The sequence below is a fragment of the Pedobacter sp. MR22-3 genome, from assembly GCF_026240075.1.
Classification (GTDB): Bacteria; Bacteroidota; Bacteroidia; order Sphingobacteriales; family Sphingobacteriaceae; genus Pedobacter.
The window spans coordinates 509933-534884 of record NZ_JAPIVF010000005.1; the positions used below are offsets into that span (position 1 = coordinate 509933).

The window sequence follows — 24952 nt, forward strand, 5'->3', positions numbered from 1 at the left end:
TATCGCTTTCCTTCATTTTTTTGCTGAAAAACTACTTTAAAAATTACATACTAAATCCGAGTTGGCTATGAGCACCCTAAAGAGTACCCTGATGTTAGTACTTTCCGTATTATACATTTCGTCTTATGCGCAAGAAAAAATAAAAAGAGATTCCATTCCTCAAAAGAAAATTGGCGAGAAAAAAGAAGAGGATAATAGAAACGTCATGCTGAACGCAGCAAATAATACTGGTCCGAGGGATGTTAATATCGGTTTGCCATCAACGGTAGGCGGCATTACCATTCAGGAAAATAACCTGCCTGTCGTTTACTTTTTCTGGCCTGAATTGCCTAACAGAACCTGGCGCCAAAGTGTGAGCCTGCAAAAAACAGGTTTATTAAAAATAGGAGAATCAGTGATTACCACAGGTGATCTGGGTTTTGCGGTTAATTCCTATACAAAACTGGGTACACCAAAATTAGAAGTTGTCGGTAATTTATCTGGCAGCCATTATGGTTGGTTAAAAGGGGATGTAAATGTTTCGGGGCCAATATTAAACGGTTGGTCATATGTAGCTGGCATTTACCAAAACTATGATCCCAATTCTTTTGATGTGCAATTTTCCAATTATTCTGATAAAACACAAATTTATCGTGCCGGGTTAACCAAACGATTCAAAAAAGATAAAGGTGAGATCAGTTTTCTGTATAAATATGCCAATTCCATTTCGTTAACCAATTATGCCGTGTTTAAATATAAAGAAAACGGGCAGGTTGAAGAGCTGGATAACTTTAGAATTGGCAGGGATTCTTACATCATCAATGATGGGATCATGAAGTTTAAGGATATCCGTACAGGTGCGTTTTCTTTTAAGAATGAAGGTGGAAATGATGCTGCATCAAGCTCTCATAGTTTTGATGTGCTTGGAAATTACAAGCTCAAAAACGACTGGAAATTTAATTTCAGTACGCGTTTAAGATTTGCGAAAGCCACAACGCTAACCAATATTCCTTTAGGCATTCTTCAGGCTGGATCAAACGATGGTTTTTCATATGTAAGTAACGGACAGGCTTACACCGGAAATGTCAATTCTATGCTGGGCTTATCTACCCCTAAAACGCCTACCCAAACTTTTCTTTCAAGATTTGAATTAACAAAAAAAGTAAATGACCACAATTTAAGACTGGGTTTAACCGAATATTATTATAATGTGGATCAATACACTTCCAGCCGGTCATTCTATTATCAAACCGTTTCAGCTAACCCGGAAAAGCTGGTACGGAATACACCAGGCGGAACTTCAAATACAGATGCCGATGGTTTTTACAACTATAATGTTGGCGGAGAATATCATGATGGCTATGAAAATAAATTGTCTACCTATTTTTCAGACAACTGGAGCATTTCAGATAAATTCTCTCTCAACTATGGCATTAATTTAAGATACCAGAAATTAAGCGGAAATTATTACCAAACACCACGTACCGCAGGCTTTGTATTCGATCCTAGACAAACAAGCCCGATTGATAACAACTGGTTCCATTTTGGGGGATCAGTAAATGCCGTTTACAAAATTACCAATAGGCTTGGCTTACTGGCTGATTTTACCTATGCGGAGAATAACGGCCGACTGGAAAGCTATTCAGGTGCGGTAGTGCCAAACATGTCTAAAACTAAAAGTCCGCTGGGTGCTTTTGGTATCTACTATAATCACGATAAATTTAGTGTTGTTTCTCAGGCTACTTATTTAACCAGAAACAATTACTTCTCTCGTTTAAACCTGGTGAATCCAGGCAATGCCAGCGAGTCGCAGGTGGCGACAGTGAACTATGACATACAAACATTGGGTTGGACTACCGACATTGTAGCCAATCCGTTTAAAGGGTTCAATATCCACTATCTCGTTACTTTTCAAAATCCAATTTATAAGAATTACAACTTCACCGCCTTTGGAAATAACTACTCATACGATAATAAAAACGTACTGGAGATTTCTAAAGTGTTAATGGAGATTGATCCAAGTTATACCTACAAAGATTTTAAAGTTTGGGCCAGTTTTCGCTATTTCAGCAAGCAATTTGCTAACTTAACCAATGCACTTTACTTTGCTGCACGCTGGGAAACCTTTGGCGGTATAAATTATAAAGTGAACAAACATTTTGACTTCGGTGTAACTGCAGTTAACTTCTTAAACCAGACCGGTGCGAAAGGTACCATTAACGGTGCCGAGTTAATTACAGATGCATCTGCTTATTACAACCAGATTTTAGTAGGTTCCTATATCCGTCCGTTTACCGTTGAGGCCTCATTAAATTTCAAATTCTAACCAAATGAAGAAAATTACAGTAACCCTGTCTATAGCCCTGTTGGCGAATTTTTCATTAAATGCGCAACAGTTCTCCATCGTTAAAAATAACCGAGGTGCCATGCTTGGCTATTCCACCAGTTCGGGTGTTAAAATATTATCGGTTAACGGATTAAAGTTTAAAGATCTAAATCAAAATGGCAAACTAGACCGGTATGAAGACTGGCGTTTAACCGCAGATGAAAGGGCAAAAGACCTGGTTTCGAAAATGACGGTAGAACAAATTGCCGGCTTAATGCTTTACAGCAGGCACCAGGCATTGCCGGCAGGCGTAGCCGGATACAATATGGGTACTTACGGTGGTAAGGTGTTTCCGGAGAGTAAGGCGAAGGCATCAGATTTAACTGATCAGCAAAAGCTTTTTTTAAAAAAGGATAACCTGCGCCATGTCTTGTTAACCAGTGTGCAAACGCCGGAAATTGCAGCCACCTGGAATAACAATGTTCAGGCTTTTGTTGAAGGCATTGGTTTAGGCATCCCGGCAAATAACAGTTCGGATCCGCGGCATACCGCAATAGCCACAAGTGAGTTTAATGCTGGTGCGGGTGGTAAAATTTCCATGTGGCCTGATGGTTTGGGCATGGCGGCAACCTTCGATCCGGAAGTTGTGGAACAGTTTGGTCAAATCGCAGCGAAAGAATACCGCGCCCTTGGCATTGCAACGGCATTGTCTCCCCAGATTGACCTTGGAAGCGAACCCCGCTGGTATCGCATTGCAATGACTTTTGGCGAAAGCCCGTTATTAACCACAGATATGGGGCGCGCCTACATTGATGGTTTTCAAACTTCTTATGGAAAAGATGAAATTAAGGATGGCTGGGGTTATCAAAGTGTAAATGCAATGGTAAAACACTGGCCAAGTGGCGGGGCAGAAGAAGGGGGAAGAGACGGGCATTGGGCTTATGGAAAATTTACGGTTTACCCCGGCAATAATTTGCAGCAACATATTGATCCCTTTATAAATGGTGCTTTTAAACTAAAAGGAAAAACAGCAAAAGCATCAGCAGTAATGCCTTATTATACCATCACTTTTGATCAGGATAAAAAGTATAAGGAAAATGTAGCCAATGGCTTCAGTAAGTATATAATTACCGATTTATTGAGAGATCAATATGGCTACGATGGCGTAGTATGTACCGATTGGCTCGTTACTGGTGATGAAGGAAAAACGCCAAATCTTTTTGCCGGTAAACCCTGGGGTGCCGAAGCTTTAACCATTGCCCAGAGACATTATAAAGTTTTAATGGCAGGCGTAGATCAGTTTGGCGGTAATAATGATCAGAAACCTGTTTTGGAAGCCTATCAAATGGGCATAAAAGAATACGGTGAAAAATTTATGCGGGCCCGTTTTGAAAGGTCTGCCGTGCGCTTACTTAAAAACATATTCCGTGTCGGGCTTTTTGAAAACCCTTACTTAAATGTAGCCGAAACCAAAGCAATTGTTGGCAATGCTGAATTTATGAAAGCAGGATATAACGCACAGTTAAAATCTGTTATACTGTTAAAAAACAGTGCTAACGTACTTCCTGTAAAAGCAAAACAAACGGTTTATATCCCCAAAATATACACTGCGGCCACCAAAGACTGGTGGGGCATTTATACGGCTGCAAAGTTTGAATACCCGGTTAACATAGAACTGGTTAAAAAATATTACAACGTAACAGATGTACCTGATCAGGCAGATTTCGCTATCGTATTTGTAAGCAGTCCGCAAAGTGTTGAAGGTGGTTATGATATCAACGATCGCAAGAGTGGCAGTAATGGTTATGTGCCCATCAGCTTGCAATACGGAACCTATACTGCAGAAAGTGCCAGATCCAAAAGCATTGCTGCCGGCGATCCTGTAATCGACCCAACTATTAAAGACCGGAACTATAAGGACAAAACGGTTACTGCATCCAATACCATGGATTTGCGGACCATTCTCGATACCCGCGAAATGATGAAAGAAAAACCGGTTATCGTTTCAGTTACCGCATCAAAACCGATGATTTTTAATGAGTTTGAGAAAAGTGTAAATGGCATTGTACTGAATTTTGGTGTTTCCACACAAGCTGTTTTAGATGTTATTTCAGGCAAAACTGAACCATCAGGTTTGTTGCCTTTGCAAATGCCGGCAAATATGGCAACTGTGGAAAAACAGAAAGAGGACGTCCCGTTTGATTTAATTCCACATCAGGATACAGATGGGAACCGCTATGATTTTGCTTATGGCTTAAACTGGAAAGGCGTAATCAAAGATGCAAGAACAGAAAAATATAAAAAATAACGAACAGAAATTTTATGCTGATGCTATCTCATTTAAGATAGTGTTTTGAAATTTAGATTGACAATAACAAAATAGAATCCCATGAAAAATAAAATCCCTTTATTACTACTTACCGCCCTTGGCTTTTCTTCCTCCATTCAGGCACAGGAAGTTATAAAACTCTATAACGGCAAGGCGCCAGGGTCTGAAAACTGGAAGCAGAAAGAAGCACAGGTTTATTCCGAGCTCTTTAAAACAGAAGTGGTTTACAATGTGACTGATCCCTCGGTTCTGGTTTATAAAGTGCCCGAAGGTGTGAAAAATACAGGTACAGCCATGGTAATTGCACCTGGTGGTGGTTTCCAGAGTTTATCCATCAACAGGGAAGGGATAGATTTAGCCAAAAGATTGAGTGAAAAGGGAATTACTGCTTTTGTTTTAAAATATCGTTTACTCGAAACCATTTCGAATGATCCTGCAAAAGAAATGATGGATAAACTGAAAGACCGGGCTGCTTTCGAAAAAAGTACTGCACCGTTAATTGAAATGTCGTCACAAGATGGAAAAAAAGCCCTTCAGTACGTTTATGAAAATGCGTCCAGATATGATATTAAAACCAATCAGATTGGCATTATTGGCTTTTCCGCAGGCAGTACTGTTGCCATGCAAACCGTATTGAACAATAACGGCAACTTCGTTCCAAATTTTGCGGCGTCCATTTATGGTGGTGTTTCTGCAGCACTGTTACAAAAGCCTTTACCTAAACTCAGCACTCCTTTATTTGTATGTGCCGCAACAGATGATCAGCTAAAACTTGCACCTAGAAGTATTCAGTTGTATAATAAATGGCTTGAAGGTGGTTACCCGGCAGAGTTGCATATGTATGAAAAAGGCGGTCATGGCTTCGGAATGGGAAAGCAAAATCTGCCTGTTGATAGCTGGGTTGACCGGTTTGAAGACTGGTTAAAATATCACAAATTATTAAACTAATCATAGCCAAATAGATAAAATATGAAAAAGCATCACGTAAATCAGAATTTAAAGCTATCGCTGATGGCAGCATTGGTATTTTCAAATCTTTCCTGGAAAAATGCATCCCCGAAACACACAGAAAAACCACTTAGGATTACCATAAATGGTTTTACTTTCGAAGATTTAAACAGAAACGGAAGGTTAGATAAATATGAAGATTACCGTTTACCGGTCAGTGAGCGTATTGATGATTTGATCAGCAAAATGACTGATGAAGAAAAAGCATCTATGTTAATGGGTACGGGCATGCCTGGTTTTGATGGTTTAACACCAGTGGTTGGTGCAATAGAAGGTCGTGTTCCGGGAGCAGCCGGTGGCACCTATGCCATCAAGCGTTTAGGGATTCCGGAAATCATTGTAGCCGATGGTCCTGCCGGATTACGCATTAAACCCATTCGTGAAAAGGATAAGAATACCTATTACTGTACAGCTTTTCCGGTAGGCACTGCGCTCGCCTCTACCTGGAACCCGGCATTAATCCAGATTGTTGGTAAAGCCATGGGAAATGAAGTGAAAGAATATGGTGTAGATGTGCTGCTGGCTCCTGCCTTAAATATTCACCGCAATCCCTTAAATGGCCGGAATTTTGAATACTACTCCGAAGATCCATTGGTGTCTGGTAAAATTGCTTCAGCTATGGTAAATGGCATCCAGTCAAACGGTGTAGGGACATCTATTAAGCACTTTGCCGCTAATAATCAGGAAACCAATCGCCTTTCTATTAACGAACACATTACCGAAAGAGCCATGCGTGAACTTTACTTAAAAGGCTTTGAAATTGCTGTTAAAGAATCCAATCCCTGGACGGTGATGTCATCTTATAACCTGATTAACGGAACTTATACTTCAGCAAGAAAAGATTTGTTAACGGATATTCTTCGCGATGAATGGGGCTTTAAAGGAATTGTAATGACGGATTGGTTTGGCGGTTACGCCGGATTTAGTTCACTGCAAGGTGGTACCAGTAATGTTGTTGCCCAGCTTGAGGCAGGAAATGATTTATTAATGCCCGGCCTCCCTGCACAGAAAAAAGCCATTCTTGAAAATATGAAAAATGGTAAACTTTCAAAAGCAGTAGTAGAAACAAACATTAAAAGAATTTTGGAGCTGGTCTTCAAATCCCCAACCATGGCGAAATATAAATATACTGATCACCCGGATTTAAAAGCTAATGCTGAGGTGACCAGGAGTGCGGCTGCCGAAGGCATGATTTTATTGAAAAATAATGATCATTTATTGCCTTATCAGACCAAAGGAAAATCAATTGCAGCTTTTGGGGTAACCTCATACGATTTCATCTCGGGCGGAACCGGAAGTGGTGATGTGAATGAAGCTTATACGGTTTCCTTGATCGAGGGGCTGGAAAAGGGCGGCTATAAATTGGATGATGAACTTAAAACGTTATACACGCCATTTGCAGCAAAAGAAAAGGCAGCAGAATTGGAAAGCCGTAAAAAACGGGGAATTCTGGCATTGCCGCAAAGATTGCCCGAGCTGGATTTAAATAAAGAGCTGATTGCAAAAAAGGCAGCATCAACTGAACTGGCGGTGATCACCATCGGAAGAAATTCTGGTGAGGGAGGCGATCGTACTGTAGATAATGACTTTAACCTGGCTGCGGATGAGGTAAACCTGATGAATAATGTAACTGAAGCTTTTCATGCAAAAGGCAAAAAAGTGGTGGTAATTTTAAATATTGGCGGCGTGATTGAAACGGCCAGCTGGAAAGATAAAGTAGATGCTATCTTATTGTCCTGGCAGCCTGGTCAGGAAGGTGGAAACTCTGTAGCTGATATTTTTAGTGGTAAAGTAACACCTTCAGGGAAATTAACCATGACTTTCCCGGTAAAATATGAAGATACGCCCTCAGCCAAAAACTGGTTGGGTACACCTGCATCCAACCCTGAAAACGTAACTTATGCCGAAGGTATTTATGTGGGTTACCGTTATTTTAATACCTTCAAAGTAAAACCATCCTTTGAGTTTGGTTACGGATTATCTTATACCCGTTTTGAATATGCCAACCTAAAATTAAGCAGCAAAAATTTCGAAGGAAAATTGACGGCTTCAGTTACCGTTAAGAACACGGGAAAGGTTGCCGGGAAGGAAATTGTACAACTCTATCTTTCAGCACCACATCAAAACGTTGATAAACCGGCGGAAGAGTTAAAAGCATTTGCTAAAACAAAGTTGTTAAAACCTGGTCAGTCAGAAACTGTGCAACTTACACTGTCTCCAAAAGATCTCGCTTCGTTTATGGAAAGCAGAAGTGCATGGATAGCTGAAGCAGGAACCTATAAAGTTAACATTGGTACCTCATCATTATCAATAAAACAATCTGCAGAATTTTCTTTGGCTAAAGAACTGGAAGTAGAAAAAGTACACAAAGCTTTTACATTAACCACACCGGTTAACGAACTAAAAGGTAAATAAATTTAAGGCAGTCATAGAATCCTTTTCATGGGGTTTTATGACTGCTTTTTCAAAAAGATGTATTATTCGCTCATCTAACCATATTCCTGACATCCTCGTCAATACCACAATTTGCTGGTGATAATAAAAGTCATTAACAAAATTCTTACCTCAATTTTAATCAGGTTTCAAATGCTTTGCTAACTTTGCCAAGGCTCTTGAAAAACATCCTAGTATTTGCCTTGTAAGTAAGTACAACACTTTTGTTAAAGTAAAATATGGTTAAATTCATTCTTCCTGAAGAAGTTCTCCCGCTAAGAAGCCTGATGTTGAGAAATGGTAAGCCATTGAATGAATGTGTTTTTGATGGAGATCAAGCCTATGATACCTTTCATCTCGGTTACGTGGAAGATGATCAAATCCTTTCTGTAGCTACCTTTATGCGGAATGATTTTTTTCCGGAAGATGGTGAAGGTTATCAACTCCGCGGAATGGCTACACATCCTGATTATGGTGGCCGGGGTTACGGCGCAGCATTAATTCATTTTGCGGTCGAATATCTGAAAGAATATCATACCGATTACCTTTGGTGCAATGCAAGATCTGCCGCTGTAACTTTCTATAAAAAAATAGGCTTTATCAATGAATCACCTGAATTTGACATTCCAGGCATTGGTTTCCATTATGAAATGCGACTAAAACTAAAATAATATATAAACATGAAAACAATCGATCAGTTAAATTTTAAAGATAAAAAAGCGCTTATCAGGGTAGATTTTAACGTGCCTCTTGATGAAGAATTTAAAATTACCGATGATAAAAGAATGCGTGCGGCATTGCCAACCATCACTAAAATTTTAAATGATGGCGGTTCTGTTGTGTTAATGTCTCACCTGGGCAGACCAAAAGATGGCCCCACTAACAAATACTCTTTAAAACATATTCTGGGCGATTTATCGCGGATGCTTGATCTGGAAGTGAAATTTGCTGCCGACTGTATTGGTGAAGATGCTGTTAATCAGGCAAAAAATCTTTTTCCGGGTGAAGTGCTGTTATTAGAAAATCTCCGCTTTTATAAAGAAGAAGAAAAAGGCGATGTAGCTTTTGCCGAGAAATTATCTCAACTGGGTAATGTGTACGTGAATGACGCTTTTGGTACAGCTCACCGTGCACATGCTTCAACTTCAATTATTGCCCAGTTTTTCCCTGATGCGAAATACTTTGGCTATTTAATGGCTTCGGAAGTAGAAAATGCAGAGAAAATCTTAAACCATGCAGAACGTCCTTTTACTGCGATTATGGGCGGCGCAAAAGTTTCGGATAAAATCTTATTAATCGAAAAGTTACTGGATAAAGTAGATAACCTGATCATCGGTGGCGGTATGGCCTATACTTTTGCTAAGGCACAAGGTGGCGAAATTGGTACTTCGCTTTTGGAAGCGGATAAGCAAGAACTTTCATTGGAGTTAATGGAGAAAGCAAAAGCTAAAGGCGTAAATTTAATTTTGCCTGTAGATACGGTAATCGCTGATAAGTTTGCGAACGACGCTAATAAGAAAGATGTAGATTCTGGTCAGATTCCTGCTGATTGGATGGGATTAGATATCGGTCCGAAATCAGTTGCATTATTTCAGGATGTGATTAAGAACTCTAAAACTTTATTATGGAATGGTCCGATGGGTGTTTTTGAAATGGAAAATTTCCAGGTCGGTACAAAAGCAGTGGCTGATGCTGTGGTGGCTGCTACAACTGAGAATGGTGCCTTTTCATTAATTGGGGGTGGCGACTCTGCTGCTGCAATTGCTAAATTCGGTATGGAAGATCAAGTTAGCTACGTATCAACAGGTGGCGGTGCTTTATTAGAATATATGGAAGGTAAAGAATTACCTGGCGTTAAAGCAATTAACGAATAATTAATGTAGTTATCGGATGGATAATATGTTATGTTCATCCGATAACTATTTAGAAATCTGGCTTAGCTTCATTCTCTTTAACACACTCATGCCTTCTTATTTCGCTTAGCTCCAAAAGTAATTTCTTTTAATCATCTAGAAATAAGATGCATGGTCTTGTGCTTTCTCTCATTCCTTATATAGTGATATTTGACAGATGTCATAAGGGGGAAAAATAAAATTCCTATAAGTTTTTTATCTATTATTTATTTGGATTTAATTTTTTTGGAAAAAAGCCTGGGTATAAGATCTAAATAAAATTTCTAAGGTATTATTTAAATCGTTGGTCTTGAAATGACCTCAAGTAAGGATTACTAATATCATTTCGCTTCAAAGTACTAATTACAGCCATAAGATTATATAGAAGTTTAATCTGAATTTCCATCAAAAAAATATCTTCCAATCGATATTGACCAGGATCATTTAGCCAATTTGTAGCTTTACTCATGCATTTCGGAATTAATTAGCCTAAATTTGGAGCTAAGAATTAATTTTTGGGCTTGCTTCCCACTTCAATAAACCAATGTTTTTAAAGTGCTGATTATTAGTGTTTATAGTATGTTATGTGTATTGATCAACATATTTTTTGATTCAATAAGTATGCTTTAATGTAACAAAAAAGATGTTGAAAACTTTTTTGTGGTAAAATGTGGTAAAAAGTGGTAGAACTCTTTACTTTTACACTAGATAAAAAGTGTAGATACCACTATGACCCAACTTTTAGGAGAATTCGATTGTAAACTTGACGCAAAGGGACGCCTTATGGTACCCGCTGCGCTTAAGAAACAATTGCCTGATGCCGAGAAGGAAGGGCTTATTATTAACCGTGGTTTCGAAAAAAATCTGGTGATCTATCCTAAGAATGTTTGGGATGCCGTTGTGGCCGATCTGGCCAAGCTAAATATTTACGATCAGGAAAACCGCGCTTTTGTTCGGGCTTTTACCCGTGGTGCCACCGAGCTTTCGCTTGATGCGGCTGGTCGTGTATTGCTGCCTAAATCATTGGTAGAGTATGCGGGTATTGGTAGTGATCTGGTCTTAGCTTGTCAGTTAGACCGGATTGAGGTTTGGGATAAAAAATCTTATGAAGATATTTTTGATGACGTGCCTGCAAACTTTGCAGATCTTGCTCAAAAGGTAATGGGTAATAAGAAAGGAGGCGTTGATGGAGAATAATTACCATGTTCCGGTGATGTTGCAACCTTGTATTGAGGGGCTTAATATTAATCCTGACGGGGTTTATGTTGATGTTACTTTTGGTGGTGGCGGGCATTCGAGAGAAATTTTAAAGCACCTCAGTGATAAAGGTAAATTGATTGCTTTTGATCAGGATCCTGATGCGCAACAAAATATTCCGGATGATAAACGATTGGTTTTTATCGATCAGAATTTCGGATTTCTAAAAAATAATCTTCGTTTAAACGGTGTAAGGCAGGTTGATGGCATTTTGGCTGATTTAGGGGTTTCATCTCATCAGTTTGATGTTCCTCAGCGTGGGTTTTCGATCCGGCACAATGCCGATCTGGATATGCGGATGGATCAGCACCGTCATTTAACGGCTGCAGAAGTGTTAAATACTTATACTGAAGATAAACTTCATAAAATTTTTGGGATATACGGAGAGGTTAAGAATGCAAAATCATTGGCGCGTGCTATTGTAACTGCTCGTTTGGAAATGCCATTTACAGATATTGATAGTTTAAAGGCTGCTATTTCTGCCTACATCCCGAAAGGAAAAGAAAATAAATACCTGGCGCAGGTTTTTCAGGCTTTACGTATTGAAGTGAATGCCGAAATACAAGTGCTGGAAGATTTTTTACAGCAGGCTGCCGATGTTTTAAGGCCTGGTGGCAGACTGGTGGTGATGTCTTATCATTCGTTGGAAGACCGACCGGTAAAGAATTTTATGGCAAAAGGTAAATTTCAGGGAGAGGTTGAAAAAGATTTTTTTGGAAATCAACAGAAGCCTTTTAATGTGGTTACGCGTAAAGCTGTTGTAGCTTCGGATGAGGAAATTGTGCTGAACAACAGGGCTAGAAGTGCGAAATTGAGAATAGCAGAGAAGATATGAATAAGTTCAGGGAAGATATAGAAGAAGAGGAGATCGGACCTGAGCCGGAGCTAAAGGCTGCGCCTAAAAAACCAAAAACAGCTGAAGAAAAAATGGATAGCAATTCATTTATCAGTAAGCTTTTTAATGATGGCTTGGTATCAAAAGAGGCAGCAACAGATGCTTTGCCTTATTTGTGTTTTCTAGCCTTTTTAGGGATGATTTATATCGCCAACAGCCACTTTGCGGTAAACAATGTTCGCCGTATTGATAAGTTAAATAAAGAAGTAAAAGAATTAAGATGGGAGTATAAATCGTTAAAGGCAGATCTGATGTTCAAGAGTAAGTTGACAGAAGTAGCCAAAAAGGTAGATACCCTCGGAATAAAGGAACTGATTGAACCACCAAAAAAAATAATTGTTAAAAGCGATGAATATTAGAGCAAACATCTTGCTTCGCGTATACCTGGCATTTGGCTTAATTGTGCTTTTTGCTTTTGCGGTGTTTTTACGCCTCGGTCAGGTGCAGTTTGTGCAAGGTAAAAAATGGAAGGCAATGGCTGATAGCCTGTCAACACGCTATGTTAATGTAGAGGCTACCCGCGGGAATATTTATTCTAACGACGGGAGTTTGCTGGCTACATCTGTTCCGGAATACGAACTTCGCATGGATATGTATGCAGGTGGAATTGCAGATGATAAGGTTTTCAATGAAAAGGTCGATTCTTTGGGGCTCAAATTGTCGCAGATTTTTAATGATAAAACTGCTAAGGATTATGCCCGGATGCTACGTAAGGGCAGGCAAGATAGCGCCAGGTATTTATTGATTCACCGTAAAGTGGGGTATGCCGATCTGAAAACGATCAGGACTTTTCCGCTTTATAACATTGGTAAATTCAGTGGTGGTTTAATTGCTGTGCAGCAGAACAAGCGAATTCTTCCGTTTCAGGCACTGGCTGCCCGTACCATTGGTTATAAAAATGAAAATGTAGCCAACGGTGTAGGTTTGGAAGGTGCTTATAAGGAGTATATCAATGGCGAAACAGGTAAGCGATTAATGCAGCGGATTGCCGGAGGCGTTTATATTCCGGTAAATGAAGAGGCTGAGGTGGCACCGAAAGATGGTGCGGATATTATCTCCACCATTGATGTGAATATGCAGGATCTGGCGCAGAGTGCGCTTGAAAAACAACTGATTGCCTACGATGCAGATCATGGTGCGGTGATTGTAATGGAAGTGGCCACAGGAGAAATCAGGGCAGTAGCCAATTTCTCAAAAGTAGAAGAAGGTGTTTATAAAGAGAAGTTTAACTATGCCATAGCCGGTAATCAGGATCCTGGTTCAACTTTTAAACTGGCTTCCTATATGGCTTTGCTGGAAGATCAGTTAGTGGATACGAATACTATGGTAGGCACAGGAAATTATAAGATTCCTGGGCATATGATTAAAGATTCGCATGGAAGTATTGGGGTTGTTACGGTTAAGAAAGCTTTTGAGCAATCATCAAATGCCGCAATCGCTTACCTGATCAATAACCGGTATGGTGAAAATCCAAAACGTTTTACGGACCATCTGTATAACTGGCATTTGAATGAAAAGCTGGAATTGCAGATTCCCGGAGAAGCAAAACCTGTTATTAAAAATCCATCAAATAGAAGCTGGGGGAAAATGACCCTCCCACAAATGGCTTATGGTTATGAAATGCAGCTTACACCCTTAAAAATGCTGTCATTTTATAATGCGGTGGCCAATAATGGTAAATATATTGCACCAATTTTTGTAAAGGAAGTCAGGAGACTTGGAAATCCGATTGAACAATTTAAAGCCAGGGTGATCAATGATAAAATATGCTCGGATGTAACCTTAAGTAAAATAAAGAAAATGCTTGAAGGTGTAGTGACTGAAGGTAGTGGAAAGCAATATGTACGCAACCCTTTATATAAAATTGCAGGTAAAACAGGTACCGCACAGGTAGCGGATGCCAATAAAGGTTACAAAGCTAAAAAGCAATATCAGGCTTCTTTTGTTGGGTATTTCCCGGCCGATAAGCCTAAATATTCGATGATTGTCGTGATTAACGATCCCAGAGGTGGATATTATGGTGCCCTGGTTTCCGGACCGGTGTTTCGTGAAGTAGCTGACCGGATTTATGCCAGTGATATGCAGATGTACAATGATATGCCAACAAGATTAGTTGGGAATACTGGTAATCCACCAACAAAAGCCGGGCAAAGTAAAGCTACGCAAAAGGTATATAAATCATTTGGTTACAAACCGTTGTTTGCATCTAAATCGGAGTATTATAACATCATTGACACCAGTGCAGGAGCCGTTTACCAGGAAAATACAGAACGAAGAGGGGTCATGCCAAATGTGGCAGGAATGGGTTTGAAAGATGCACTATACCTTTTGGGTAATGCAGGCTTAAAAACGAAAGTGGCAGGTTCCGGTAAGGTCATCAGCCAGTCCATCGCCGCCGGCACTAAAGTAGGAAGAGGTTTAGGCGTTCAGATAGAGTTGAATTAAATGATTGAATGATAGAATTTTGAATAAGTGAATGTTAGAGGCGATAGCCACATTCTTTTATTCTCTAATTAAATGGAATAATTGAATGATAGAATTTTGAATGAGTGAGTGCTAAAGGCGATAGCCACATTCTTTTATTCTCTAATTAAATGAAATAATTGAATGATAGAATTTTGAATGAGTGAATGTTAAAGGCGATAGCCACATTCTTTTATTCTCTAATTAAATGGAATAATTGAATGATAGAATTTTGAATGAGTGAATGTTAAAGGCGATAGCTACATTCTTTTATTCTCTAATTAAATGAAATGATTGAATGATAGAATTTTGAATAAGTGAGTGCTAAAGGCGATAGCCACATTCTTTTATTCTCTAATTCAATCCTTCTCTAATTAAAAAAACAAAATGCAATTACAAGATTTACTATATGGCGTAACGATTAAAGAATTGGTTGGGAAAACCGATAGGGAAATCAATGCGCTCCACTTTGATTCACGCAAGGTTGGTAAAGACGATGTTTTTTTTGCAGTAGTGGGAACGCTGGCTGATGGCCATCAGTTTATAGCGCAAACCCTTGCGCAGGGAGCAACTGTAATTGTGTGTGAAAATCTTCCTGAAGTTCATGATTTTACCGTCACCTATATTAAGGTAGAAAATACGGCTGTAGCTTTGGGTATTATGGCAGGTCATTATTTTGGTAATCCTTCTGCCGATTTAAAGCTGATTGGCATTACTGGAACAAATGGTAAAACCACCATTGCCACTATTCTATTTAAATTATTTAAAGATTTAGGCTATAAAACCGGATTAATTTCAACGGTAGAAAATTATATCAATGATACCGTTATACCGGCAACACATACTACTCCAGATCCGATTGCGCTTAACCAGTTACTAAGTAATATGGTAAACGCCGGATGTGATTATTGTTTCATGGAAGTGAGTTCACATGCGGTTTCTCAACATAGAATTGAAGGTTTAAGCTTTTCAGGAGGCGTGTTTTCTAATCTGACCCATGATCACCTGGATTTTCACAAAACTTTTGAAAGCTATTTAAAGGCTAAGAAATCCTTTTTTGATATGCTTCAAAAGTCAGCCTTTGCACTGACCAACATTGATGATAAAAATGGTCTGGTGATGCTGCAAAATACAAAGGCGCATAAAAAAACTTATGCGTTGAAACAACTGGCAGATTTTAAAGCTAAAATTGTGGAGAACGGTTTTAGCGGATTGCACCTGGATATCGACAATGAAGATGTGTATTTCAAGTTGATTGGTTCATTCAATGCCTATAATTTATTGGCGGTATACGGAACAGCCATCTTGCTGGAACAGGATAAATTGAAAGTATTAACTTCTTTAAGTCGTTTAACCGGCGCTGAAGGTCGTTTTGATTATATTGTTTCTTTAGATAAAATTATTGGTATTGTAGATTACGCCCATACACCAGATGCGGTTCAAAATGTATTAGGCACAATTGCAGATATCCGCAAGGGAACAGAACAGGTAATTACGGTAATTGGTTGCGGTGGTGATCGGGATAAAACCAAACGACCGGTGATGGCACAGGTGGCCTGCGATTGGAGTGATAAAGTGATTTTAACTTCTGATAATCCAAGAACGGAAGATCCTCAAAGTATTATTACAGAGATGGAAGCAGGTGTTTCACCTACCAATAAACGTAAAACCTTATCCATTTTAGACAGAAGGGAAGCCATTAAAACAGCCTGTCATTTGGCAAAAAGCGGTGATATTATCCTCATTGCCGGAAAAGGACATGAAAAATACCAGGAAATTAATGGCGTAAGGAACCATTTTGACGATAAAGAAATTTTACTAGCACAACTAAACCCGAACAGCTAATGTTATATTTATTATTCGAATACTTGCATAAGCATTATGACATTCCTGGATTAAGGTTGTTCCAGTATATCACGTTCCGTGCGTCGATTTCTATTATTTTGTCTTTGGTCATTACAACCGTTTACGGACGGAGGTTAATCGATTATCTCCATAAAAAGCAAGTTGGAGAAACGGTTAGAAATCTTGGTTTGGAAGGGCAGATGCAAAAACAAGGCACTCCAACGATGGGAGGGATTATCATCTTGTTGGGGATTCTGATTCCAACTTTATTGTTTGCCAATATTTCCAATATCTATGTGATCCTGATGATCATTACCACCATTTGGATGGGTGCAGTTGGTTTCCTGGATGATTATATTAAGGTTTTCAAAAAAAATAAAGAAGGTTTAGCAGGCAAGTTTAAGGTTGTTGGGCAAGTAGGTTTAGGTTTAATTGTTGGTACGACGATGTATTTTCATCCCAATATTGTGGTGAGAGAAACGGTTCAGGATGATGTAAAAGTAACCTCGCCGGCCCCGATGGTATTGCGTCAGAAAGGGGAGACTTTTTACTATACACAAGATGTGAAATCGACCAAAACCAACATGCCTTTTTATAAGAATAATGAATTTGATTACGCAAAGGTATTGAAGTTTTTAGGTGGTGATTATCAAAAGTTTGCCTTCATCATCTTTTTGCTCATTACCGTTTTCATTATTACGGCCGTATCAAACGGAGCCAATATAACTGATGGGATAGATGGCTTAGCCACTGGAACATCCGCTGTCATCGGGATTACCTTAGGGATTTTGGCTTATGTTTCGGGTAACACGGTAATGGCAGATTACCTGAACATCATGTACATTCCAAATTCAGCAGAGCTGATGATTTTTGCAGGCGCATTTGTTGGGTCTTGTGTAGGTTTTCTTTGGTATAATTCTTATCCGGCTCAGATTTTTATGGGCGATACCGGAAGTTTGGCCATTGGGGGAATCATCGCTTCCTTCGCTTTAATGATCCGCAAGGAACTGTTGATTCCGGTTCTATGCGGCGTTTTTTTGGTGGAATTGGTGTCTGTCATTATGCAGGTGTCGTACTTTAAATACACGAAGAAGCGGTTTGGAGAAGGTCGCAGGATTTTTCTGATGTCGCCTTTGCACCACCACTATCAAAAAAAGGGATATCATGAGGCAAAGATTGTAACGCGCTTCTGGATCATCGGAATCATGCTGGCCATCATCACAATAGTAACGTTAAAATTGAGATAAACCTAGGGCGGAAGGCTTTAAGGTAGAAGGTAAAAAAAATGCTAGCCTTCTTAAATAAATAAAGATTAATAAAAAATTGGCTATTAAGCTTCTTGACTTGATACTAAATACTAATTAAAAATGAACACAGTTCAAAATAACACATTAGAAAACCCGCAGTCAGCAATGGCAGGGCAGGGCCGTGTGGTTATTTTGGGCGCAGGCGAAAGTGGCGTTGGTGCAGCGAAACTTGCACAGGCCAAAGGCTTTGAGGTATTCGTTTCAGATTTCGGCGTAATTGCCGATAAATATAAATCATCATTAGAGAAACTGAACATTCCTTTTGAATCAGAAAAACATACTGAAGCATTGATTTTAAATGCAACAGAAGTAATCAAAAGCCCTGGTATTCCGCCAACTGCACCGATCATTAGAAAATTAATCGCCCAGGGAACGCCTGTCATTTCAGAAATTGAATTTGCCAAAAGATATACCACGGCGAAAACCATCTGCATTACAGGATCAAACGGTAAATCAACCACCAGTTTGCTTACGTACCACATTTTGAAAAATGCGGGTTTAAATGTAGGACTTGCAGGAAATATTGGTCACAGTTTCGCAGCGCAGGTAGCTGATAAGGACTATGATTATTATGTGCTGGAAATCTCCAGTTTCATGCTTGATGATATGTTTAAATTCAAGGCAGATATTGCTGTGCTCTTAAATATCACGCCCGATCATTTAGATCGTTACGATTACAAAATGGAAAATTATGTTGCATCCAAAATGCGCATTATTCAAAATCAAACGGCAGATGATGTCTTCATTTATTGTGCCGATGATGAAGAAACTGTAAAAGCAGTGCAGGCCTTTAAGCCTTTAGCAAATGTATTTCCGTTTTCCATTATTAAAAAGAATGAACCTGGTGCTTATTTAGCAGCACAAACCATACATATCCTAACAGAACCTAATAAAGAACTAACCATGTCTATTTCAGATTTAGCCTTACAGGGCAAGCACAACATTTACAACTCTATGGCTTCGGGCATTGTTGCGAAGGTTTTAGAGTTAAGAAATGAGACCATTCGTGAAAGTATGGGCAATTTCAAAAATATTGAGCACAGGTTAGAACATGTAGCTAAGATATCAGGAATTGATTTTATCAATGATAGCAAGGCCACCAACGTGAATTCTACCTGGTATGCGCTGGAAAGTATGACAGCCGATGTGGTGTTGATTATGGGCGGAGTTGATAAAGGCAATGATTACAACATGCTAAAAGATCTTGTAAAAAGTAAAGTGAAAGCGATTGTGTGTTTAGGTAAGGATAACAAACGGATTCATGATACCTTTGAAGATGATGTGGAAGTTATTGTAAATACGTTTTCTGCTGATGAAGCCACTCAGATTGCTTTTCACCTGGCCAAACGCGGGGATGCAGTTTTACTTTCGCCTGCATGTGCCAGTTTTGATTTATTTAAAAACTATGAAGACCGCGGCAACCAGTTTAAAGCAGCAGTTAAAGAATTATAATATAGGAGGCTAATATATGTTCCAAGCACTACTTGATAAAACAAAAGGCGATAGATGGATCTGGTTGATCATCATCTTGCTTTCGCTTATCTCTGTAATGGCAGTTTATAGTGCAACGGGAACTTTGGCCTATAAAAAAGGCGAAGCCGTAGAGAAATTGCTGTTAACCAAACACCTCATCTTTGTTTTGATGGGGATTGGGATGATTTACATTGCACATTTGCTGGATTATAGGTATTACGCAGGTATATCTAAAATATTAATGATTATCACGATTCCATTACTGGTTTACACCTTAATTTTTGGAACAAATTTAAACGATGCGTCACGCTGGGTAAAGATTCCGGTAATCGGATTGACTTTTCAAACATCCGATTTGGCAAAATTGGCTTTAATAACATTTCTGGCCAGGATGCTGACGAAAAAACAGGAGAATATTAAAGATGTAAAAGAGTCCTTTTTACCAATCATGGGCTCCGTTTGTGTGGTTTTTGTACTGATTGCATTGGCTAACCTTTCAACGGCACTAATGCTTTTCGGTGTAAGTATTTTGCTGTTAATTATCGGCAGGATTAGTATCAAGCAAATAGCCATTGTTTGTGCGGGTGGTCTTGTGTTATTGTTATTTGTATTCTTCCTCGGGCCGAGGCGGAAGACTTACATGTCGAGGATTAATACGTTCATGCATCCGGAGATGCAGCATTCAGATAAAACTTTCCAGGCCGATCAGGCAAAAATTGCCCTGGCCACTGGTGGTGTTTTTGGTAAAGGACCAGGTAATAGTACACAGCGCAATTTCCTTCCCCATCCGTATTCCGATTTTATTTTCGCCATTATTATTGAAGAATGGGGAACACTGGGCGGAATTGTCATTATGGTGCTTTACCTGGTGCTTTTATACCGATGCATAAAAATAGTGACCAAGGCTCCGAAGGCTTTCGGGGCACTGCTGGCTGCCGGTTTGAGTTTTAGTTTAACCATTCAGGCTTTTGCAAATATGGCAGTAGCCGTAGGTTTGGGTCCGGTAACGGGCGTGCCTTTACCATTGGTGAGTATGGGTGGAACATCAATGATTTTTACCAGTGTAGCCTTTGGTATTATCCTGAGTGTAAGTAGAGATGTGGAAGAAAATGCCATTGGAGGAGCTAAAGAGGAGAAAGAAAAAGTAAAGAATAAAGTGATTGTAGGAGAGATTCCGGCGATGGCTTAATTAATAATTAGTGAGTGATAGCATGATTGAATTAGCGAGTGAGACAATAATTAATTAATGAATGATTGAGAGCGTGACAGAATTTTGAATGATTGAATGAGATTGTTGTAATGAGTAAGTGATAGAATTCCCTATTGAAGTGAACATCCCAAAGTTTAATAGTTAGAAATTAATAAATAGTGGAGAATGTAACTAAAATTGATTTTGTAGAATCGATAAAAGCCAGAACAAAGCAGTTCGTTTTGGATTCAATAAAGTTTTATCAAGCACTGCCAAAAACTGAAGAAGGAAAAATAATAGGTAGGCAATTTATAAGATCAGCATCATCAGTCGGAGCAAATTATAGAGCTGCATGCAGAAGTAGGTCCAGGGCAGAATTTTTTTCTAAGCTGAGTATTGTTGTTGAGGAAGCGGATGAAACTGCGTTCTGGATTGAGATCCTAACAGAATCGAAGATTACAAATTCGATGGAAGCTCAACCATTATTGAAAGAAGTAAATGAAATTTTAGCAATTGTAGCTAAAGCAAGAAAAACAGTAAGTAATCATAAATAAAGGATTAAATGAGAGAATGATTGAATTATAGAATGTAATTGTCGCTATTAAACATTTACTCATTCAAAATTCACAAATTCAATAATTAGAGATAGAAATAAAGAATGATTGAATTATAGAATGTAATTGTCGCTATTAAACATTTACTCATTCAAAATTCACAAATTCAATAATTAAATAAGAATGATAGAATGAACGAATGATTGAATGTAGCTATCTTTATTGAACATTCCCTCATTCAAAATTCCCTCATTCAATAATTAAATAACAAAATGAATAATTCCCCAAAAATTATCATATCAGGTGGTGGCACCGGCGGGCATATATTTCCCGCCGTAGCCATAGCCAATGCGCTTAAACGCTTGGTTCCTTCCTGTGAAATTTTGTTTGTGGGCGCAAACGGCCGGATGGAAATGGAAAAAGTTCCAGCTGCCGGATATAAAATTATAGGATTGAATATCAGTGGTATGCAGCGCGGTTCGATTATGAAAAATCTGGCCTTGCCATTTAAAGTGATCGGAAGTGTAAAAAGAGCCCTGGAAATTATTAAAGATTTTAAACCTGATGCTGTTGTTGGTGTAGGGGGATATGCTTCTGGTCCGTTATTGTATGCGGCTTCATTGAAAGGAATTCCAGGTTTAATACAGGAGCAAAATTCATATGCAGGTGTTACCAACAAGTGGCTGGGCAGAAAAGCGGCCAAGATTTGTGTCGCTTTTGACGAAATGGATCAGTTTTTCCCGGCAGATAAGATCTTGAAAACAGGTAATCCGGTACGTAAAGAGGTGGTGGATATTAAAGGTAAACACCATGCAGGTGCTGAACTTTTGAAACTTGATCCACTGAAAAAAACCATTATGGTTACGGGCGGGAGTTTAGGCGCAGGAACCTTAAATAAAGCGATTGAAAAACACCTGCCTGAAATTTTAGCTCAGGATGTTCAGGTGATCTGGCAAACCGGTAAGTTTTATTATAAAGGAATTATTGAAAGGTTAGGGCTTGAATATCACCCCAACGTGCGCATCCTGGAATTTTTAAATAAAATGGACCTGGCTTATGCAGCGGCAGATGTAATTATCTCCCGTGCCGGAGCAGGAACCATTGCAGAACTTTGCCTGATCAAAAAACCAGTAATACTGGTGCCTTCTCCAAATGTAGCAGAAGATCATCAGACTAAAAATGCAATGGCACTGGTTAAAAATGGTGCTGCTTTGCTCATCAATGACCGTTCTGCTGAAGATACTTTGGTTAAAACAGCCTTGGAATTGCTGAAAAATGAAAGTCAGCGCATTAAGTTATCAGAAAGCATAGGGAAAATGGCCTTGCCGGCAGCTGATGAAATGATAGCGGGTGAAGTGTTGAAATTGATTAAGTAAAGAGATGAGAAACTAGATGTGTGATTTGAGATTAGACCATTTGTCTAGTGTCTCATATCTCCCATCTCAAATCTAATAAAAATGGAATTAAGTAAAATAAATAGGGTCTTTTTTGTAGGTGTCGGTGGTATCGGCATGAGTGCGCTCGCCCGTTATTTTGCTAAACGTGGGCAGGACGTTTGTGGTTATGATAAAACTAAAACCCGACTTACTGAAACATTAGCGCAGGAAGGTATACAGATCACTTATGTTGATGAAGTATCTGAATTGCCTGAAGCATTTCTCCATCCAAAAGAAGATACTTTGGTGGTTTACACCCCCGCCATTCCGAAAGATGCTCAATTACTCAATTATTTTAGAAACCACGGATTCGTGCTGAAGAAGAGATCTGAAGTGTTAGGAATTATTAGCAAGGGAATGTTCTGTATCGGGATAGCGGGTACACACGGGAAAACAACCACATCTTCTATAGTAGCACATATTCTGAAAGATACAGGATATGATTGTACTGCATTTTTGGGTGGCATTGCCAGTAATTACAACAGCAACGTGCTTTTCGGAAAAAATAATGTGGTGGTTGTAGAAGCGGATGAATATGACCGTTCATTCCTGACCTTACACCCTGATATTGCTGTTGTTACCTCAATGGATGCCGATCACCTGGATATTTATGGTGATAAAAGCCATCTGGAAGAATCTTTCAGGTTATATGCCGGTCAGCTAAAGGCTGAGGGCAAACTGTATGTTCACGAAGGTTTGCCTTTAGAAAATAGCATCACCTATGCCGCAAGCTCAACCGCTGATGCAAAGGCAATAAACTTAAGGGTTGAAGGGGCGAAATTTGTTTTTGATTATGTTGACTCCAATCATCAGCTGACAGATGTAAGCTTAATGCTGCCTGGTAAGCATAATGTGGAAAATACAACTGTAGCCATAGCCATCGCTTTACAGCTGGGGATTGATGCCGAAAAAGTAAAACTGGCCGTTGCCAATTTTAAAGGGGTTAAACGTCGTTTTGAATATATTGTCAATAACGAATCGCAGATATATATTGATGATTATGCGCATCATCCTGAAGAACTTAGGGCATGTTTTGATGCGGTTAGGCAGCTATACCCAACGAAAAAACTGACAGTGATTTTTCAACCGCATTTGTTTACACGGACAAGGGATTTTGCAGATGATTTCGCCCGCGTTTTAAGTACCGCAGATGAACTTTTATTATTAGATGTTTACCCGGCCAGAGAATTGCCTTTGGAAGGTGTAAATGCACGGTTCTTACTGGATAAAATCACACTTGGAAATAAAAGAATTGTTGAAAAAGATGCCGTGATCGAATATATCGCGCAAGAAAAGCCTGAACTGATTCTAACGGTTGGTGCCGGCGATATTGATACCCTTATTGAACCCATTAAAAATACATTAAACCATGCTTAAGCGAATAAACTGGAGCGCAATATTTACCGGCTTTGCCTGGCTAATTAGCCTGGCTGGCGTGGTGGTGCTTTTAAGTTTTATTAATGTTAAAAAGCAGACGGTAAAATGTACTGATGTAAAAATTTTAATTCCCGGTGCAGATAATTTTATCGAAAGAGAAGAAATTGATGCCATCCTGAAAGAAGATCAGGGTGTGCTTTTAGGAAGAAATCTGGAAAACATTAACATCCATAAAATAGAAAAGAAATTACAATCCAACCCTTATATCGCATTTGCAAAGGTTTATGTAGATATGGATGGAATTTTAAACATCGAAGTCAAACAAAGACAGCCCATTGTACGTATATTAAATGAAACTGGACAAGATTTCTATATAGATAATGATGGATTAAAAATGCCTACCTCTTCTAATTTTACCGCAAATGTGCTGGTGGCTACAGGTCATATTTCGGAGGTTTTTGGAAGCCGTGTAGATACCTTACATACTAAATTGGCCCGCGACCTTTATAAAACTGCTCAGTACATCAAAAAGGATACACTTTGGGATGCCCAGATTGAACAGGTCGTGGTAGATCAGCAAAATGATATGGAACTCATTCCAAGGGTGGGTAATCAGCGTATAATTTTAGGTAATGCTGATTCGCTGGAAAAGAAAATGAATAACCTGCTTATTTTCTATAAAAAAGCAATGCCGCAGGTAGGATGGGAAGCTTATAAAACCATTAATATCAAGTATACCAATCAGATTGTTTGCCAAAGGCGCGACTCTACAGAAATCGCAAGGAATTTAAAGCGTTTATCAAAGATGGATAGCGTTCGTGTACAGCAAAGGGTTTCTGATTCATTGGTGAAGGATGTAATCGCGGCGGCCATTAAAAAAACACCTGTTCAGACTGCATCAGCAACTGAAGTAAAAAGAACAGAACCCCGGAAGCCGGAGCCACAAAAGCCCGAAGTCAAAAAAACTGAAACCAAGAAAACTGAGGTGAAAAAGGTTGAAAACAAGACTGAACCCAAAAAGCCTGTAGTTCAGGCGGCAAAGGCGAAAGAAACTAAAAAAGAAGAAAATCAAAAAGCAACAACTAAGGCAAAACCTGTATTAAGTGTACAAGAGCTTAAAAAGCAGAAAGAAGCAAGAGAAAAAGAAATCAGAGCCCTAGAAAAACAATATAAAACTCAGCAAAATTAA

The 24952-nt window shown here is 39.1% G+C and carries 18 protein-coding genes; all 18 read left to right on the forward strand.

From position 1 onward, the window contains the following. Nucleotides 1-67: 67 nt before the first annotated feature. The 18 genes from OQ267_RS14750 to OQ267_RS14835 all read left to right on the forward strand — a co-directional run bounded on the left by OQ267_RS14750 (nucleotide 68) and on the right by OQ267_RS14835 (nucleotide 24952). Nucleotides 68-2305, forward strand: a complete 2238-nt coding sequence (locus tag OQ267_RS14750) for a hypothetical protein (RefSeq protein WP_265836559.1) — start codon at nucleotides 68-70, stop codon at nucleotides 2303-2305. Between the two features lie 4 nt (nucleotides 2306-2309). Then, nucleotides 2310-4613, forward strand: coding sequence for a glycoside hydrolase family 3 protein (locus OQ267_RS14755; RefSeq protein ID WP_265836561.1), 2304 nt, complete (start codon nucleotides 2310-2312; stop codon nucleotides 4611-4613). Nucleotides 4614-4694: 81 nt separating this feature from the next. Beyond that, a complete protein-coding gene (locus OQ267_RS14760; RefSeq protein ID WP_265836562.1) occupies nucleotides 4695-5582 on the forward strand; it encodes an alpha/beta hydrolase in 888 nt (295 codons plus the stop codon). Between the two features lie 21 nt (nucleotides 5583-5603). After that, nucleotides 5604-8057, forward strand: a complete 2454-nt coding sequence (locus OQ267_RS14765; protein WP_265836563.1) for a glycoside hydrolase family 3 N-terminal domain-containing protein — start codon at nucleotides 5604-5606, stop codon at nucleotides 8055-8057. 257 nt (nucleotides 8058-8314) lie between these two features. Next, complete coding sequence (locus tag OQ267_RS14770; RefSeq protein WP_088300070.1) at nucleotides 8315-8746, forward strand: GNAT family N-acetyltransferase; 432 nt, start codon at nucleotides 8315-8317, stop codon at nucleotides 8744-8746. A 9-nt stretch (nucleotides 8747-8755) separates the two neighbouring features. Continuing rightward, the gene (locus OQ267_RS14775; RefSeq protein ID WP_322974872.1) at nucleotides 8756-9949 is read left to right on the forward strand and encodes a phosphoglycerate kinase; all 1194 of its coding nucleotides are present in this window, start codon (nucleotides 8756-8758) and stop codon (nucleotides 9947-9949) included. 747 nt (nucleotides 9950-10696) lie between these two features. Then, nucleotides 10697-11164, forward strand: a complete 468-nt coding sequence (gene mraZ, locus OQ267_RS14780) for a division/cell wall cluster transcriptional repressor MraZ (RefSeq protein WP_088300068.1) — start codon at nucleotides 10697-10699, stop codon at nucleotides 11162-11164. After that, a complete protein-coding gene (rsmH, locus tag OQ267_RS14785) occupies nucleotides 11154-12059 on the forward strand; it encodes a 16S rRNA (cytosine(1402)-N(4))-methyltransferase RsmH (RefSeq protein WP_265836565.1) in 906 nt (301 codons plus the stop codon). The genes mraZ and rsmH overlap by 11 nt, the downstream gene beginning before the upstream one ends. Further along, complete coding sequence (locus tag OQ267_RS14790) at nucleotides 12056-12478, forward strand: FtsL-like putative cell division protein (protein WP_029282973.1); 423 nt, start codon at nucleotides 12056-12058, stop codon at nucleotides 12476-12478. The genes rsmH and OQ267_RS14790 overlap by 4 nt, the downstream gene beginning before the upstream one ends. Next, on the forward strand, nucleotides 12468-14564 hold the full coding sequence (locus OQ267_RS14795; RefSeq protein WP_265836567.1) for a penicillin-binding protein: 2097 nt from the start codon (nucleotides 12468-12470) through the stop codon (nucleotides 14562-14564). Before OQ267_RS14790 ends, OQ267_RS14795 begins: the two co-directional genes overlap by 11 nt. A 405-nt stretch (nucleotides 14565-14969) precedes the next feature. Further along, the gene (locus OQ267_RS14800; RefSeq protein ID WP_265836568.1) at nucleotides 14970-16427 is read left to right on the forward strand and encodes a UDP-N-acetylmuramoyl-L-alanyl-D-glutamate--2,6-diaminopimelate ligase; all 1458 of its coding nucleotides are present in this window, start codon (nucleotides 14970-14972) and stop codon (nucleotides 16425-16427) included. Continuing rightward, on the forward strand, nucleotides 16427-17674 hold the full coding sequence (gene mraY, locus OQ267_RS14805) for a phospho-N-acetylmuramoyl-pentapeptide-transferase (RefSeq protein WP_029282979.1): 1248 nt from the start codon (nucleotides 16427-16429) through the stop codon (nucleotides 17672-17674). Before OQ267_RS14800 ends, mraY begins: the two co-directional genes overlap by 1 nt. A 120-nt stretch (nucleotides 17675-17794) precedes the next feature. Further along, complete coding sequence (gene murD / locus OQ267_RS14810) at nucleotides 17795-19186, forward strand: UDP-N-acetylmuramoyl-L-alanine--D-glutamate ligase (RefSeq protein ID WP_265836571.1); 1392 nt, start codon at nucleotides 17795-17797, stop codon at nucleotides 19184-19186. A gap of 16 nt (nucleotides 19187-19202) precedes the next feature. Beyond that, nucleotides 19203-20396 (forward strand): FtsW/RodA/SpoVE family cell cycle protein, encoded by a 1194-nt coding sequence (locus OQ267_RS14815; RefSeq protein ID WP_088300064.1) that lies wholly within the window; start codon nucleotides 19203-19205, stop codon nucleotides 20394-20396. Between the two features lie 179 nt (nucleotides 20397-20575). After that, the gene (locus OQ267_RS14820) at nucleotides 20576-20950 is read left to right on the forward strand and encodes a four helix bundle protein (RefSeq protein ID WP_265836573.1); all 375 of its coding nucleotides are present in this window, start codon (nucleotides 20576-20578) and stop codon (nucleotides 20948-20950) included. 272 nt (nucleotides 20951-21222) lie between these two features. Then, nucleotides 21223-22326, forward strand: a complete 1104-nt coding sequence (gene murG / locus OQ267_RS14825; protein WP_265836574.1) for an undecaprenyldiphospho-muramoylpentapeptide beta-N-acetylglucosaminyltransferase — start codon at nucleotides 21223-21225, stop codon at nucleotides 22324-22326. Nucleotides 22327-22407: 81 nt separating this feature from the next. After that, nucleotides 22408-23763: a UDP-N-acetylmuramate--L-alanine ligase gene (gene murC, locus OQ267_RS14830; RefSeq protein ID WP_265836576.1), complete on the forward strand. Its 1356-nt coding sequence runs from the start codon at nucleotides 22408-22410 to the stop codon at nucleotides 23761-23763. Next, nucleotides 23756-24952 carry a cell division protein FtsQ/DivIB gene (locus OQ267_RS14835; RefSeq protein ID WP_265836578.1) on the forward strand — a complete coding sequence of 399 codons (1197 nt, stop codon included), beginning with the start codon at nucleotides 23756-23758 and terminating at the stop codon, nucleotides 24950-24952. The genes murC and OQ267_RS14835 overlap by 8 nt, the downstream gene beginning before the upstream one ends.

Bases quoted from the DNA above. Each gene is read 5' to 3' on its own strand.
- OQ267_RS14775 (WP_322974872.1), top strand. From the start codon at position 8,756: ATGAAAACAATCGATCAGTTAAATTTTAAAGATAAAAAAGCGCTTATC.
- mraZ (WP_088300068.1), top strand. From the start codon at position 10,697: ATGACCCAACTTTTAGGAGAATTCGATTGTAAACTTGACGCAAAGGGA.
- OQ267_RS14800 (WP_265836568.1), top strand. From the start codon at position 14,970: ATGCAATTACAAGATTTACTATATGGCGTAACGATTAAAGAATTGGTT.
- OQ267_RS14750 (WP_265836559.1), top strand. From the start codon at position 68: ATGAGCACCCTAAAGAGTACCCTGATGTTAGTACTTTCCGTATTATAC.
- murC (WP_265836576.1), top strand. From the start codon at position 22,408: ATGGAATTAAGTAAAATAAATAGGGTCTTTTTTGTAGGTGTCGGTGGT.
- OQ267_RS14815 (WP_088300064.1), top strand. From the start codon at position 19,203: ATGTTCCAAGCACTACTTGATAAAACAAAAGGCGATAGATGGATCTGG.
- OQ267_RS14795 (WP_265836567.1), top strand. From the start codon at position 12,468: ATGAATATTAGAGCAAACATCTTGCTTCGCGTATACCTGGCATTTGGC.
- murG (WP_265836574.1), top strand. From the start codon at position 21,223: ATGAATAATTCCCCAAAAATTATCATATCAGGTGGTGGCACCGGCGGG.
- mraY (WP_029282979.1), top strand. From the start codon at position 16,427: ATGTTATATTTATTATTCGAATACTTGCATAAGCATTATGACATTCCT.
- OQ267_RS14760 (WP_265836562.1), top strand. From the start codon at position 4,695: ATGAAAAATAAAATCCCTTTATTACTACTTACCGCCCTTGGCTTTTCT.
- OQ267_RS14755 (WP_265836561.1), top strand. From the start codon at position 2,310: ATGAAGAAAATTACAGTAACCCTGTCTATAGCCCTGTTGGCGAATTTT.
- OQ267_RS14790 (WP_029282973.1), top strand. From the start codon at position 12,056: ATGAATAAGTTCAGGGAAGATATAGAAGAAGAGGAGATCGGACCTGAG.
- OQ267_RS14770 (WP_088300070.1), top strand. From the start codon at position 8,315: ATGGTTAAATTCATTCTTCCTGAAGAAGTTCTCCCGCTAAGAAGCCTG.
- OQ267_RS14835 (WP_265836578.1), top strand. From the start codon at position 23,756: ATGCTTAAGCGAATAAACTGGAGCGCAATATTTACCGGCTTTGCCTGG.
- OQ267_RS14765 (WP_265836563.1), top strand. From the start codon at position 5,604: ATGAAAAAGCATCACGTAAATCAGAATTTAAAGCTATCGCTGATGGCA.
- rsmH (WP_265836565.1), top strand. From the start codon at position 11,154: ATGGAGAATAATTACCATGTTCCGGTGATGTTGCAACCTTGTATTGAG.
- murD (WP_265836571.1), top strand. From the start codon at position 17,795: ATGAACACAGTTCAAAATAACACATTAGAAAACCCGCAGTCAGCAATG.